This is a genomic window from Stenotrophomonas sp. Marseille-Q5258, from assembly GCF_946900935.1.
Classification (GTDB): domain Bacteria; phylum Pseudomonadota; class Gammaproteobacteria; order Xanthomonadales; family Xanthomonadaceae; genus Stenotrophomonas; species Stenotrophomonas nematodicola.
Genome location: NZ_CAMPPN010000025.1, coordinates 1 through 14,789, shown reverse-complemented (window position 1 = coordinate 14,789; position 14,789 = coordinate 1). Strand labels below are relative to the sequence as shown.

Below are 14,789 nucleotides of genomic sequence, written 5' to 3'. Positions count from 1 at the left end.
AAACACCACCTGAATACTGGGTTTGTATCGCCTGAAACCTTGATGCAGTGCGCCATCTGCGCCAAGTTTCAACCGATTCCGATCGAAAATTGTGACGAACCCTGCTTTTCTTTTTCTTTCGATATTTGACATTTCGAAAGAAAGCGCAGAAGGTGCGGTCGCCCAACAGGAATTGCGAATGGACGCTTCTCTGCTCCCTGACTTGCCCGCCTGGCAGCGCCTCGGCGGCGCCCACACGGCGGAAGAAATCGCCCAGCAGCCCGGCCTGTGGGCCGCGCTGGCCGATCTGCTCGATCGCCGCCAGACCGACATCGATGCCTTCCTTGGCGAACGCCTGGGCCATGCCGATCAGCGGGTGATCTTCACCGGCGCCGGCAGCTCGGGTTTCATCGCCGAGATGGTGGCCGACCAGCTCAACGCGCAGTGGCCGGCGGAGATCCGCGCGATCCATACCACCAGCCTGCTCACCCATCCGGCGCTGTACCTGCGCCGCGACCGCCCGACACTGCTGGTGTCGTTCGGGCGCAGCGGTTCCAGCCCGGAAAGCGTAGCGGTGGTGGACCTGGTGCGCGGCCAGGTGGACGAGGCGCGCTTTCTGGACATCACCTGCAACGCCGATGGCGAACTGGCCCGGCGCGGCCAGGGCCGCAGCGACACCCTGTCGCTGCTGATGCCGCCGGCCAGTTGCGACCGTGCATTTGCCATGACCAGCAGCCTGACCTGCATGCTGCTGGCCGCCCTCAGTGCGTTCGATCGCGCGCCGTGGCCGCAGCGGCTGCAGCGCCTGCAGCAGCTGTCCGCGCACGGCGGACAGGCCCTGCACGCGTGGGACGCCGCTGTGGGAGCACTGGCACAGGCACCGTATACCCGTGTGATCTACCTCGGCAGCGGCCCGCTGGAAGCCACCGCGCGCGAAGCCGCGCTGAAGGTGCTCGAACTCACCGCCGGGCGCGTGCTGGCCCTGGCCAACACACCGCTGGGGTTCCGCCACGGTCCCAAGTCCACCCTCAACGCTGACACGCTGGTGGTGATGCTGCGCAGCGCACAGCCGTTGTCGCGCCGTTACGAGCAGGACCTGCTGAACGAGCTGCGCCGCGACGGCATTGCCGGCCGGGTGATCTCGATCGGACCGGACGGCGACGACCGCGCCGAGGGCGACTTCGTGCTCGACGTCGCCGACCTGCCCGATCCGTGGCTGGCGCCCCTGTGGCTGCTGGTGCCGCAGTGTTACGCGCTGCAACGTTCCGCCGCGCTCGGCCTGACCCCGGACAATCCGTTCCCGGACGGCACCGTGAACCGGGTCGTGCAGGGCGTGACCATCCACTCCCACGGCTGAGCACGCATGCACACCTGGTACGGCATCGACATCGGGGGCACCAAGATCGAACTGGTGGCGTGCGACGCCACGCTGGCCGTGCAGCACCGCCAGCGCGTGGCCACGCCGACCCAGGATTACCCTGCGTTCCTGCAGGCGGTGGACGACCTGGTCACGGCCGCCGATGCGGCGCTCGGCCGGCCCGGCGTGGCCGTCGGCATCGGCCTGCCCGGCGTGCGCGACCGCGACAGCGGCCGCCAGCTCAGTGCCAACGTGCCGGGCCTGACCGGGCGCACCGTTGGCGTGGACCTGCAGGCGCGCCTGCAGCGGCCGCTGGTGCTCGGCAACGACCTGCAGTGCTTCGCGCTGTCCGAAGCACATGACGGCGCCGCCGCGGGCTACCGCAGCATGTTCGGGGTGATCCTCGGCACCGGCGCGGGCGGTGGCTACTGCCTGGACGGGCATCTGGTCGCCGGCAGCAACGGCATTGCCGGCGAGTGGGGCCACTGGAGCCTCCCGGCCACGCTGCAGCATCGCCATGACCTGCCACTGCTGGACTGCGGCTGCGGCCTGCGTGGCTGCCTGGAGCGGTACGTCTCCGGCAGCGGCCTGGCGATGATCCATGCGCGCTGCGGCGGGGACGACCTCGACGCCAGCGCGGTGGTCGCGTCCGCGCAGACCGGCGATGCCGTCGCGCAGAAGGCGCTGGCGATCCACCGCGACCTGCTTGGTTACAGCTTCGCCAGCCTGATCCTGGCACTGGATCCGCACGTGATCGTGCTGGGCGGCGGGCTGTCGAAGCTGGAGCAGCTCTATCGGGACCTGCCCGCCGCCATTGCCCCGTACCTGTTCGCCGGGGTGCGCGTGCCCCCGATCCTGCCGCCGGCCTTCGGCGATGCCGGCGGCGCGCGTGGCGCGGCCCTGCTCGCCCGCCAGCACCACCCTTCCCCCTGAATACCGCCTCCGGAGTTGCCATGTCCGCCGTCCAATCGCTGATCGCCGCCCACCGCCAGGGCCACCCCGTCGGGCTGTACAGCGTTTGCTGCAGCAACGAACAGGTGCTGCTGGCCGCGATGCAGGTCGCGCAGCGCCACGACACCCTGCTGCTGATCGAAGCGACCTCCAACCAGGTCGACCAGTTCGGTGGCTACACCGGGATGACCCCGCCGCAGTACCGCGATTACGTGCTTGCCCTGGCCGCCCGCGCAGGCTTCCCCGCCGCGCGCCTGATCCTCGGCGGCGACCACCTCGGCCCGAATGCCTGGCAGAAGGGCCCGGCCGAGACCGCGATGGCCCATGCCCGCGCGCTGATTGCCGCGTACGTGGCGGCCGGCTTCCACAAGATCCATCTGGACTGCAGCATGTCCTGCGCCGATGACCCGGTGCCGCTGCCGGACGCGATCGTGGCGGCGCGCTCGGCCGAGCTGGCGCGCATCGCCGAGCGCACCGCAGCCGAGCACGGCCTGCCACCGCCCGTCTACGTGATCGGCACCGAAGTGCCGGTCCCCGGCGGCGAAGCGTCGCTGGCCGGCGGCCTGCAGGTCACCACGCCGGCCGCAGCGGCCACCACGCTGGCGATCCACCGCGAGGCCTTCGCCGCGCCGGACCTGCTGCCGGCATGGGAGCGGGTGATCGCGATGGTGGTGCAGCCAGGCGTGGATTTCGACCACAGCAGCGTGCACTACTACGATCCGGCCGCCGCCGCGGACCTGTCGGCCTTCGTCGAGCAGCAGCCGCGCATCGTGTTTGAAGCCCACTCCACCGACTACCAGACCGAGGCGGGATTGCACGCGCTGGTGCGCGACCACTTCGCCATCCTCAAAGTCGGCCCGGCTGCCACCTATGCGTTCCGCGAGGCCGTGTTCGCACTGGCGATGATCGAGGACGCACTGCTGCCGCCCGCACAGCGTTCGAACCTGATCGAGGTGCTCGACCGCTGCATGGTCGACAAGCCCGCCAGCTGGCGCAGCTACTACCACGGCGACGAACACGAACTGCGTCTGCTGCGCGCGTATTCGCTGAGCGACCGCAGCCGCTACTACTGGGGAGAACCGGCGGTCCAGGCCGCGCTGGACACGCTGGTGACCAACCTGACCGCACACGTGCCGCCGCAGACCCTGCTCAGCCAGTTCCTGCCGGAACAGCAGAAGGCGATCGAAGCCGGCGCCCTGCGCGCCGAGCCGCTGGCGTTGATCCAGCACAAGGTTGCGTTGCGTCTGGCCGAGTACGCCCGGGCCTGCAATCGCAACAAGGCGCTTTCGGAACGGTAAGCTTCGGCTTTCCTTTCCGGACGGAACCGCCCCCATGCGAAACACACGCCAGCGCCGCCAACAGATCCTGCAGTTGCTGGTCGACCACGGCAACGTGCAGGTCAGCGAGCTGGTGGGCCGCTTTGGCGTGTCGGCGGTGACCATCCGTGCCGACCTGACCCACATCGAATCGCAGGGGTTGGCCACGCGCACGCATGGCGGTGCCACGCTGGTGCGCACGCCGCCGCAGGAGCAGGACATCCACGAGAAGGATGCGCTCAACCTGCCGCTGAAGGACAGCATCGGCGTACACGCCGCGCGGCTGGTCAAACCGGGCGACAACATCATCATCGACTCCGGCTCGACCACCATGACGCTGGCGCGCCACCTGCGCGGGCACCGCGACGTCACGGTGATGACCAACGGACTGAACATCGCCTGGGAGCTGGCCAATGCGCCGGGCGTGGAGCTGCTGCTGACCGGCGGACTGCTGCGCAAGCAGTCGCTGTCGCTGCAGGGCAGCCAGGCCGAGGCCAGTCTGAACACCTACAGTTTCGACACCCTGTTCCTCGGTGTGGATGGCCTGGACCTGCAGTTCGGCCTGACCACCCACCACGAGGCCGAAGCCAGCCTCAACCACCGCATGGTCGAGCGCGCGCGCCGCATCGTGGTGCTGACCGACGCCTCCAAGTTCGGCCGCGTCAGCCTGCACCGCATCGCGCGGCTGGACCAGGTCCACACCATCATCACCGACGCCAGCATCGACAGCGAGTACCTGGACGGGCTGCAGCGGCTGGGCGTCGAAGTGATCATCGCCGAGTCGCCCCCTTGACCGACCCCCGCACCCTGCACGGCCGCATGCTCACCGACACCGGTTGGGTGCGTGGCGACCTCCACATCGACCAGCGTGTACGCGCCATCGACACCGCGCACCGCGATCCGCGCGATGACGACGAGGTTCCGCTGATCCTGCCCGGCTTCATCGACCTGCACGTGCATGGCGGCGCCGGAGTGGACATCATGCAGGGCGGCGACAGCGCCTGCACCGTCGCGCGGGCGCATGCCCGCCACGGCACCACGGCGATGCTGGGCACCACCATGACCGCGCACGAGGACGACATCGTGCAGGCGCTGCAGGGCCTGGCCGGTGCGATCGGCACGCGGGCACCGGGCATGGCACGGGTCCTGGGCGTGCATCTGGAGGGCCCCTTCATCAGTGCCGAGCGGCTCGGCGCGCAACCGCCCCTGGTGGTCGAAGCCACGCTGCAGGACGTGCGCCGCCTGCATGCGATTGCCCCCATCCACGTGCTCACCCTCGCCCCGGAGATCGGCCAGCATCTCGCGCTGATTCCTGCGCTGAACGCGCTCGGCATCCGCGTGCAGCTCGGCCACAGTGCCGGCAGCTATGCCGATGGCGTGGCCGCACTGGAGGCGGGCGCGGCCGGCTTCACCCATCTGTTCAACGGCATGACCGGCGTGGACCACTATCAGCCCGGCATCGCCACCGCCGCCCTGGCGCATGCGCAGTACGCCGAGCTGATCCCCGACCTGCAGCACGTGCATCCCGGCGCGATCCGTACCGCGCTGCGCGCGATTCCGCGCCTGTATTGCGTGACCGACGCCACGGCGGCCACCGGCATGCCCGACGGCGAGTACGCGCTGGGCGTACAGCGCGTGCACAAGTGCCTGGGCTGCGTGCGATTGTCCACCGGTTCGCTGGCCGGCAGTGCGCTGACGATGGACCAGGCGCTGCGCAATCTGGTGTCACTGGGGCTGGACCTTGCCGACGCCTCCAACCGGGTATCGCGCTACCCGGCCGACTATCTCGGCCTCACCGATCGTGGCCGCATCGCCGTCGGCGCCTGGGCCGACCTGGTGATCCTCGACCGCGACCTGCGCGTGCGCGCCGTGACGGTGGAAGGCCAAGACATCGCGCTCGACTGAGCGCCGACCCCGCGCCGTCGCGGCGCATGCAACGCAGGACAGGACCGGCCCGATGAACGACGTTTCCGCAGCCCAGCCCGTGTACGCCGACGCCCCGCGCTGGCCGATACGCTATCTGTTGTTCATCGGCGGCATGGGCGGCCTGCTCTACGGCATCGACATCGGCATCATCGCCGGCGCCCTGCCGTATCTGGAAGCCACCGCGACCGCGAGCTGGCACCTGACCACCCAGCAGCTGGGCTTCGTGGTGGCCGCCGTGCTGCTGGGCAGCGTGCTGTCCTCGCTGTTCGCCGGCATGGTCGCCGACCTGATCGGGCGGCGCGGGGCGATGTTCCTGGCCGGCCTGCTGTTCACCGCCAGCATTCCGGTGATGGCGCTGTCGGACGGGTATGCAGCGCTGCTGATGGGCCGCCTGCTGCAGGGCATCAGCGGCGGCCTGATCGGCGTGGTGGTGCCGCTGTACCTGGCCGAGGTGCTCAGCCCGGAGCGACGCGGGCGCGGCGCGGCGATGTTCCAGCTGCTGCTGACCGTCGGCCTGGTGCTGGCGGCGGTGATCGGCCTGTACCACGCGCATTCGGTGGACGCAGCGGCCGCGGCCGTGCGCCACCTGCCAGGCGAGGAACAGCAGCGGCTGCTGTTCGATGTCAAGGACCATGCCTGGCGCACCATCTTCTGGAGCTGCCTGCTGCCCGGGCTGGTGTTCACCGCCGGCGTGCTGCTGATCAGCGAATCGCCGCGCTGGCTGGTGCGCCGCGGGCGTGTCGACGCGGCGCGGCGCGCGCTGCAGCGTACCGTTGCCGCCGCCGAGGTCGAACCGACCCTGCAGCGCATGCAGGCCCCGGAGGCCGTGCGCAGCCGTGGCACCGGCGCGCGCGACCCGCTGCTGAGCCGCCGTTACGTGTGGCCGTTCGTGCTGGCCTGCCTGGTGCTGGCCTTCACCCAGGCCACCGGCATCAACTCGGTGCTGGCCTACGCGGTGAACATCCTCAACCAGGCCGGCCTGCCCGGCGCGGTGGCCAACTGGGCCGACGTGGCGATCAAACTGCTCAACGCGGTGATGACCGTGGTCGCCCTCGTGCTGGTGGACCGCAAGGGCCGCAAGTTCCTGCTGATGCTGGGCAGCGGCGGCATCACCGTGGCGCTGCTGGCCGCCGCACTGCTGTTCGTGCAGAGCGAACGCGGCCGCCTGGATGTGCAGCCGCTGCTGCAGCAGCAGGTGGCAGGCAGTACCTTGTCGCTGCCGCTGGATGCCGCACAGTGGCAGCGCCTGGAGGGCGGCGCCGCTGCTGGCCCGCAGCAGCTCACCGTGTCCTACGCCTACGGCGGCTTCAGCAACGTGCGCGCGCTGCGCAGCGACAACCCGATCGATGCGACGCTGGAGATCCGTCGCAACGACGCGGTGTCGGACGACAGTGTGATCGGCGCGTTCTTCCGCCGGCTGCACCTCAATCCGTTCCCGGACCCCGCCCAGGCCGCGCAGGCACCGCTGGTGATCGAACGCGCCATGATTGGCCCGGTGCCCTCGCCCACCCACGGCTGGCTGGTCGCCAGCTGCATCCTGCTGTTCGTGGCGTTCTTCGCGGTGGGCCCCGGCGTGTGTGTGTGGCTGGCTCTGTCCGAGCTGATGCCGACCCGCATCCGCTCCAACGGCATGAGCATCGCGCTGTTGATCAACCAGTTCGTGTCCACGGTGATCGCGGCCATCTTCCTGCCCACCGTCGGCCACCACGGCTATGCCAGCATGTTCTTCTTCTGGGCCGGCTGCACCCTGCTGTACTTCCTGATCGCCGCCTTCTGGCTACCGGAAACCAAGGGCAAGTCGCTGGAACAGATCGAGGCCAACTTCCGCTGATCGCAGCACGTCGCCACACCCGGTCAGGGTGTGGCCGGCGTGCCGGTCATGCGTTCCACCAGGCGTGCGGCATCGTCCGGCGCCAGGCCGGTGGTCTGCATGTACTTGCCGAACGGCGCGCTCACATGCGCCACGCTGACGATGTCACCGTCCACGCTCACCGCCATCACGCGTCCGACCAGGCGCTCGGACGCGCGCTGGATGCGCGGTTCGGCCGCGTCGGTGAAAGTGTAGTAAAGCGTGGCCAGGCCATTGGGTCCGACCTCCTGGCGCACACTGGCAATGGCCGACGCGGTGATGACCGGCGGTCCAACCAGATGGATGGGGGTGCCATCCAGCGTCCGCGCGGGCACGCTGCCCGCCTGCGCCACGGTATCGGCCTCGCGCATTTCAATGCGCACCCCGCTGCGTGGCGGGGCGCCCGGCCGGGTGAACGTCCCGTCGGACGACGGCGCTTGGCTGCACCCCGACATCACCAGCGCGCCCAACAACAGCCCCCAACGCCATCCCTTGCGCATCGCCATTCCCTCGAGGTTGTTGGCGCATTGTGGCCCGGATGCAGGCTCAGCGCAGCCGTCGCAAGCGGAAGGCCACCACGATCTGCAGCACGCCGTAGATCAGGCTGCCGATGCCGATCCACAGCGTGGTGACAGCCACGCCCGCGATGGGATTGGCCACCATGAGCGCGCCCAGCACGATGGCCAGCAGCCCACTGAGGATCAGCAGCCACTCGCCCCGGATGTGCCTGCGCACGCGGATGGCGAACACGATGCGGTACAGCCCGGCCACGATCAGCCAGACCGCCAGCAGCAGGATCAGCACACTGGCGGTGGCCAGCGGATTGAGCACCGCCAGCACGCCGAAGCCGAGCGATACCACCGCATAGAGCAGCAGCCAGCCACGCGGAACGCCGCTGTTGCCGAACACCGCGAACAGGCTGATCAGGCCCTCCACCAGCGCCATCACGCCTATCGCCCATGCCAGCGCGGTCGCGGCCGACAGGGGCTGCAGGATCGCGATCAGTCCGAACACCACGGCCACCACGCCGTACAGCAGCACGATCCACCAGCTGCGGCCCACCAGCGACAGCACCGGCGAAAGAGGGGTAGTCATCGGCAGCGCACTCCGTGTGAAGGGTGAATGGGCATCTTAGCGCCGGGTCATGAAAGCCCTGCTCACGGCACGCGTGCGCATACCCAGACCCGCAGCTGCGTGCCGCCGGCGCCCTGCAGCGCGCTGGCGGCCGCATCCAGCGTGGCGCCGGTGGTCATTACGTCGTCAACGAGGGTCAACCGTGCCGGCGCGGGCCCGGTCACGCCGAAGGCGTTCCGCAGATTGCGGCGGCGGGCATCGGCCTCCAGGTCCGATTGCGGGGCGGTCAGGCGGGTGCGCTGCACGCCCTGCCACAGCGGCAGATCCAACGCGCGCGCCAGCGGTCGCGCCAGTTCCAGCGCCTGGTCGTAGCCGCGTGCGCGCAACCGCTGCCGATGCAGCGGCACCGGCGCCAGCGGGCCGTCCACGAACGCCGGTACACGCTGCAGCATCAGCTGCGACAGCAGCCTGCCGGCCGCCAGGTCATGGTGGAACTTGAAACGGCGCAGCAGTCCATCCACCGGGGCGGCGTACAAAAACGTAGCGGCAGCGCCATGCTGGCGCGGGGGCGTGCGCAGGCAGGCGCCGCAGCGCGCGGTGCATTCGCCGTCCGGCAAGGGCAGCGCGCACAGCGGGCAGGCAGCATCGTTCCAGGGCAGGCCGGCATGGCAGGCCGCGCAAAGATCCAGCCCATCCGCACCGGGCGCCTCGCACAGCAGGCAGCGCAGGGGCAGGAGCTGATGGCCCAGCCACGCCCATGCTCCGTAAACTTTTCTAATGTCCATGTAGTTGACAGTTGCCGGTCCGCTCACCAGACTGCCGCCCTTTCGTTCCACTATCTGTCAGGACTTGCCCATGCCTTCCGTCATCCGCCACGACTGGCACCGCGACGAACTGCTGGCCCTGTTCGCCCTGCCGCTGCCCGCGTTGCTGCACCAGGCCGCCAGCGTGCACCGCGCGCACTTTGATCCGGCTGAAGTCCAGGTCTCCACGCTGCTCTCGGTCAAGACCGGCGGCTGCCCGGAAGACTGCGCCTACTGCCCGCAGGCGCAGCGTTACAGCACGGGGGTGGATGCGCAGAAGCTGATGGCCACCGAGGACGTGGTTGCCAGGGCCCGGCAGGCCAAAGCCGCCGGCGCCTCGCGCTTCTGCATGGGCGCCGCGTGGCGCTCGCCCAAGGCGCGCGACATTCCCAAGGTGGCGGCGATGATCCGCGAGGTGAAGGCGCTGGGCCTGGAGACCTGCGCCACCCTGGGCATGCTCAGCGGCGACCAGGCGGCCGCCCTGCGCGACGCCGGGCTGGACTATTACAACCACAATCTGGACACCGCGCCGGACTTCTATGATTCGATCATCCACACGCGCCAGTACCAGGACCGCCTGGACACGCTGGAGCACGTGCGCGAGGCCGGGCTGAAGACCTGCTGCGGCGGCATTGTCGGCATGGGCGAATCCCGCGAGCACCGCGCCGGCCTGCTGCTGGCGCTGGCCAACCTGCCGGCGCACCCGGACTCGGTGCCGATCAACCGGCTGGTGCAGGTGGCCGGCACGCCGCTGCATGGCACCGCCGAACTGGACCCGTTCGAGTTCGTGCGGATGATTGCCGTGGCCCGCATCGCCATGCCGCGCGCGATGGTGCGGCTGTCGGCCGGGCGCGAGGCGATGAGCGATGAGCTGCAGGCGCTGTGTTTCCTGGCCGGAGCCAACTCGATCTTCTACGGCGAGAAGCTGCTGACCACCGGCAATCCCGATACTGAGCGGGACTTGGCCCTGTTCGAGCGGCTGGGCCTGCGCCCGATGCCGGTCCGGGTGGACGCCGCCGACCACGATCGCCCGGGCACGGTCCATGCCGGGATCACCACGTCCGGCGGCTGCGGGCGGGCCGCCTGAGCCGGCCGATCGGCCGCCCGGCCGGGCCAGGCAGCGCCAGGCCCGGCAACCGGGTACGCTACGGATCTTCCCAGCCGCCCATGCCCACCACGCTCATGGCCCGTCCCGACCTGCACGACCGCATCCAGGCCCAGCGCAAGCTCCGCGACGCCCAGGGACGCATCCGCGTGCGTCGCACGGTGACCCGGCGCGACGGCGTGCGGCTGGAGATCGATGGCCAGTGGCTCACCGGCTTCTGCAGCAACGACTACCTGGGCCTGTCCCAGCAGTTCGGCGTGGTCAGCGCGCTGCAGGACGCCGCTGCGCGCGAGGGTGCCGGCGCCACCGCCTCGCACCTGGTCTGTGGCCACCACGCACTGCATGACGCGCTCGAACGCGAGATGGCCGAGTGGCTGGGCTACCCGCGCGCGCTGCTGTTTGGCAGCGGTTTCGCCGCCAACCTGGCCGTGCAGCAGGCGCTGCTCAGCGAAGAAGACGATGTCTGCGTGCAGGACCGGTTGAACCATGCCAGCCTGCTCGATGCGACGCGCCTGGCCGGCTGCCGCCTGCGCCGCTACCCGCACCTGGATGCCGAAGGCGCGATGCGCCAGCTCAAACATGCGCCGGAAGGCGCGGCGATGCTGGCCACCGATGGCGTGTTCAGCATGGATGGCGACCTTGCCCCGCTGCGCTCCCTCTCGCTGGTGGCACGGATGCAGGGCGCAATGCTGTACGTGGACGATGCGCACGGCGTGGGCGTGATCGGTCAACACGGCCGCGGCTGCGTGGCCGAGGCCGGGTTGGGCGTGGACGATGTGCCGCTGCAGCTGGCCACGTTCGGCAAGGCGCTGGGCGGCAGCGGTGCGGTGGTGCTCGGCGACGAGGCGATGATCCAGCACCTGGCCGAAACCGCGCGTCCTTACATCTACACCACGGCCGTCCCGCCGGCGCAGGCGGCCGCCACGCTGGCCGCGGTGAAGCTGGCCCGTCGTGACGACTGGCGCCGCGAGAAGCTGGCCGAACTGGTGGGCGTGTTCCGCGCCGGCGCGCGCCAGCACGGGCTGGACCTGATGGCCTCCGATACGCCGATCCAGCCGTTGCTGTGCGGTGCCGAGGCCACCGTGATGGCGATGTCGGCCGCCTTGGAGACCTCCGGTTTCCTGGTCACCGCGATCCGCCCGCCGACGGTGCCCGAAGGCAAGGCGCGGCTGCGCGTGACGTTGTCGGCACTGCACACCCCGGCCCAGGTGCGCGCGCTGATCGACGCCATCGCCCATGCACGCGACAGCGTTCTGCACCAGCAGGCCCTGTCGGCATGAGGCAGAGGCGGTAAGCATGCAGATCGAGGTGGTGGGACAGGGACCGGCACTGGTGCTGATCCACGGCTGGGCCCTTCATGGTGGCGTGTTCGCGCCGCTGGTCGAGCGGCTCGCCGACCGCTTCCAGCTGCATCTGGTCGACCTTCCCGGCCACGGCGCCAGCCGCGACGACGCCACGCCCCTGCGGCTGCCCTACGTGGTCAACGCGATCGCTGCCGCCACGCCGCCGGCAGTGTGGTGCGGATGGTCGCTCGGCGGTCTGTTTGCGCTGCATGCGGCGGCCACGCTGCCGCAGGTGCGCGCGCTGGTGATGATCGCCGCGACGCCGTGCTTCGTGCGCGCGGTGGACTGGCCCGACGCCGTCGAGGCGAGCGTGTTCGAACAGTTCGGCCAGGACCTGGCCCGCGACTATCGTGGCACCCTGGAACGCTTCCTGGCCCTGGATGCAATGGGCTCCGAGCATGCCCGGCAGGAACTGCGCACGCTGCGCGAGATGCTGGTGGCACGTGGCGAACCCGCGCCGCACGCGCTGAACGACGGCCTGCGGCTGCTGGAAGCCAGTGACCTGCGCGGCGCCCTGCCGACCCTGCGCACGCCCAGCCTGTGGCTGGCCGGGCAACGCGACCGGCTGGTGGCGGCGCGCACGATGCAGGCAGCGGCCGCGCTGACGCCGGCGGCAGAGATGCACACCATCGCCCACGGCGGCCATGCCCCGTTCCTGGGCCATGCCGACGAGGTTGCCCGCCACCTGCAACACTTTGTTTCCGGCCTGGGCTGAGCCATCACCGCCACGCATCGCCGAAAATGCCTTTCCGCCCTTTCCCGCGAGACTGACGATGGATCTTGGAATAGCCGGCCGCTGGGCCCTGGTCTGCGCCGCGAGCAAAGGCCTCGGGCTGGGCTGCGCGCGGGCCCTGGTGCGCGAAGGCGTCAACGTGGTGATCGCCGCGCGCGGTGAGGCTGCGCTGGAACGGGCGCGTCTGGAACTGCTGGCCCTGCCCGGCGCACGCCAGGTGGTGGCCGTGGTCGCCGACATCACCACACCCGAAGGTCGCCAGGCCGCGTTGGCGGCCTGCCCGCAGGTGGACATCCTGGTCAACAACGCCGGCGGACCGCCCGCCGGCGATTTCCGCCAGTTCGCCCGCGAGGACTGGCTGGCCGCGCTGGACGCCAACATGCTGGCGCCCATCGACCTGATCCGCCTGACCGTGGATGGCATGATCGAGCGCGGCTTCGGGCGCATCGTCAACATCACCTCCTCCTCGGTGAAGGCGCCCATCGACGTGCTGGGCCTGTCCAACGGTGCCCGCTCGGGGCTGACCGGTGTCGTGGCCGGCATCGCGCGCCGCACCGTCGCCCACGGCGTCACGATCAACAACCTGCTGCCAGGCCAGTTCGACACCGATCGCCTGCGCGGCAACTTCGCCTACCTGGCACAGCAGCAGGGCATCGATGCCGGCCAGCTGGCCGAGCGCAAGCGTACCCATATTCCCGCCGGACGCTTCGGCAGCGCCGACGAGTTCGGCGCCACCTGCGCCTTCCTGTGCAGCGCGCATGCCGGCTACATCACCGGGCAGAACCTGCTCATCGATGGCGGTGCCTACCCCGGCACCTTCTGACTTCCGTCCCACCCCCGTTTATGCAGTGAGCCTTCCATGACGTCCAGTTTCGATCCCCACCACGTCCGCCGCGCGTTCTCGCGTGCCGCCAGCCGCTACGACGCCGCCGCAGCGTTGCAGCGCGAGGTGGCCAAGCGCCTGCTGGAATCGCTGGATTACCTGGGCGAGCGCCAGCCTCAGGTGGTGCTGGACATCGGCAGCGGGACCGGCCATGCCAGCGCGACGATGAAGAAGCGCTGGCCCAAGGCGCAGGTGATTGCACTGGATCTGGCCGAGCCGATGCTGCGCGAAGCGAAGAAGCAGGCGGGTTGGTGGAAGCCGTTCGCACGCGTCTGCGCCGATGCGCAGGCGCTGCCGCTGCAGGACCAGAGCGTGGACCTGATCTACAGCAACCTGTGCCTGCAGTGGGTGGACGATCTGCCGGCGGTATTCGCCGGGTTCCGCCGCGTACTCAAGCCTGGTGGACTGCTGGTGTGCTCCACATTCGGCCCGGAGACCCTGATCGAGCTGCGCGACGCGTTCGCGCAGGCCGATGCGGTGCCGCATGTCAGCCGGTTCGCGCCCATTGCCCAGTTCGGCGATGCGCTGATGATGGCCGGTTTCCGCGATCCGGTGCTGGACCGCGATCTGTTCACCCTGACCTATGACGACCTGCCCGCGCTGATGCGCGAACTGCAGGCGATCGGCGCCACCAACGCACGCCACGACCGCCGCCACACCTTGACCGGGCGGGGCCGCTTCGATGCCGCCCGCGCCGCCTATGAGCCGCTGCGGCGCGAGGATGGCAAGCTCCCCAGCAGCTGGGAAGTGATCTACGCCCATGCCTGGGCACCCGACCCGGGCGCGCCGATCCGCGAGCGCGGGCACGACATCGCCAGCGTGCCGGTGTCGGCGATCCCGATCCGCCGCAGGCCCACCTGACCGCAGGCTCGGCCCCACCGGCGCGGGTGCGCGTTACGACGGGAACAGGTCGCGGTGGAAGAAATAGATTTCCTGCGCCAGGAAGCGCCAGCTGGTGTGGAAGCTGCGGAAACGGGTGCTCGGAGTGGAGGACGCCAGCGCATCAATGCCCAGTTCCTTGCACAGCCGCAGCGCGCGCGCCATGTGCAGCGGATCGCTGACGATGATGACCCGGTGCAGCTTGCGTTGCTGCATCAGGCGGCGGGCCTCGATCAGGTTCTGGCGGGTGGTCCGCGAGGCGGTTTCGATCAGGATCACCTCGTCCGGCACCCCCTGCTTGAGCGCATAGCGGCGTGCCACCTGCGACTCGGAGAAGCGCGCGCCGCTGCCGCCGTAGCCGCCGGTGAAGATCAGCAGTGGCGCGTACCCCTTCTGGTACAGGTCCAGGCCGTGGCGGATGCGCTCTTCAAACACCGGTGACGGCTTGGCGTCGTACGCCGCCGCACCCAGCACGATGATGGCGTCGGCCTGCGCGGCCTGGTCACGCTCACCGATCCAGACGATCCAGGCCGTCACCCCAAGCAGCCAGGCCACCAGCAGGATGCACAGGCGCCACAGCCAGCCCAGGAT

The 14,789-nt window shown here is 69.9% G+C and carries 15 protein-coding genes; 11 read left to right on the top strand and 4 right to left on the bottom strand.

All coding sequences use genetic code 11. From position 1 onward, the window contains the following. Positions 1–178 precede the first annotated feature (178 nt). From OC534_RS15900 to OC534_RS15875, 6 genes are read left to right on the top strand one after another with little or no spacing between them, the layout of a single operon-like run. A complete protein-coding gene (locus OC534_RS15900; protein ID WP_153165073.1) occupies positions 179–1,336 on the top strand; it encodes an SIS domain-containing protein in 1,158 nt (385 codons plus the stop codon). 6 nt (positions 1,337–1,342) lie between these two features. After that, positions 1,343–2,269 (top strand): ROK family protein, encoded by a 927-nt coding sequence (locus OC534_RS15895; protein ID WP_262072137.1) that lies wholly within the window; start codon positions 1,343–1,345, stop codon positions 2,267–2,269. A gap of 20 nt (positions 2,270–2,289) precedes the next feature. After that, entirely contained in the window at positions 2,290–3,585 is a 1,296-nt protein-coding gene (locus OC534_RS15890) for a D-tagatose-bisphosphate aldolase, class II, non-catalytic subunit (protein WP_262072135.1), read from the top strand. Between the two features lie 34 nt (positions 3,586–3,619). Next, entirely contained in the window at positions 3,620–4,396 is a 777-nt protein-coding gene (locus OC534_RS15885; protein ID WP_017355734.1) for a DeoR family transcriptional regulator, read from the top strand. Continuing rightward, positions 4,393–5,508: an N-acetylglucosamine-6-phosphate deacetylase gene (locus OC534_RS15880; protein WP_017355735.1), complete on the top strand. Its 1,116-nt coding sequence runs from the start codon at positions 4,393–4,395 to the stop codon at positions 5,506–5,508. Before OC534_RS15885 ends, OC534_RS15880 begins: the two co-directional genes overlap by 4 nt. 52 nt (positions 5,509–5,560) lie before the next feature. Beyond that, entirely contained in the window at positions 5,561–7,360 is a 1,800-nt protein-coding gene (locus OC534_RS15875) for an MFS transporter (protein WP_017355736.1), read from the top strand. Between the two features lie 23 nt (positions 7,361–7,383). Here OC534_RS15875 and OC534_RS15870 read toward each other — a convergent pair whose 3' ends face one another. From OC534_RS15870 to OC534_RS15860, 3 genes are all read right to left on the bottom strand, one after another. Beyond that, positions 7,384–7,878, bottom strand: a complete 495-nt coding sequence (locus OC534_RS15870) for a hypothetical protein (protein WP_136005996.1) — start codon at positions 7,876–7,878, stop codon at positions 7,384–7,386. Between the two features lie 46 nt (positions 7,879–7,924). Next, on the bottom strand, positions 7,925–8,473 hold the full coding sequence (locus tag OC534_RS15865; RefSeq protein ID WP_017355738.1) for an HdeD family acid-resistance protein: 549 nt from the start codon (positions 8,471–8,473) through the stop codon (positions 7,925–7,927). A gap of 62 nt (positions 8,474–8,535) precedes the next feature. Continuing rightward, positions 8,536–9,237, bottom strand: a complete 702-nt coding sequence (locus OC534_RS15860) for a ComF family protein (RefSeq protein WP_136005999.1) — start codon at positions 9,235–9,237, stop codon at positions 8,536–8,538. A gap of 70 nt (positions 9,238–9,307) precedes the next feature. Between OC534_RS15860 and bioB the strand changes: the two genes are divergently transcribed. The 5 genes from bioB to bioC all read left to right on the top strand — a co-directional run bounded on the left by bioB (position 9,308) and on the right by bioC (position 14,180). Further along, on the top strand, positions 9,308–10,342 hold the full coding sequence (bioB, locus tag OC534_RS15855; RefSeq protein WP_166473550.1) for a biotin synthase BioB: 1,035 nt from the start codon (positions 9,308–9,310) through the stop codon (positions 10,340–10,342). 95 nt (positions 10,343–10,437) lie between these two features. Continuing rightward, positions 10,438–11,640 (top strand): 8-amino-7-oxononanoate synthase, encoded by a 1,203-nt coding sequence (bioF, locus tag OC534_RS15850; protein WP_017355741.1) that lies wholly within the window; start codon positions 10,438–10,440, stop codon positions 11,638–11,640. A gap of 16 nt (positions 11,641–11,656) precedes the next feature. Then, entirely contained in the window at positions 11,657–12,418 is a 762-nt protein-coding gene (gene bioH / locus OC534_RS15845) for a pimeloyl-ACP methyl ester esterase BioH (protein WP_017355742.1), read from the top strand. Positions 12,419–12,476: 58 nt separating this feature from the next. Continuing rightward, positions 12,477–13,259, top strand: coding sequence for an SDR family oxidoreductase (locus OC534_RS15840; RefSeq protein ID WP_017355743.1), 783 nt, complete (start codon positions 12,477–12,479; stop codon positions 13,257–13,259). Between the two features lie 36 nt (positions 13,260–13,295). Then, positions 13,296–14,180, top strand: coding sequence for a malonyl-ACP O-methyltransferase BioC (gene bioC, locus OC534_RS15835; RefSeq protein ID WP_166473551.1), 885 nt, complete (start codon positions 13,296–13,298; stop codon positions 14,178–14,180). A gap of 33 nt (positions 14,181–14,213) precedes the next feature. Here the strand turns inward: bioC and OC534_RS15830 are convergent. After that, a partial coding sequence (locus OC534_RS15830; RefSeq protein ID WP_262072134.1) for a YdcF family protein occupies positions 14,214–14,789 on the bottom strand: 576 nt, incomplete at its 5' end.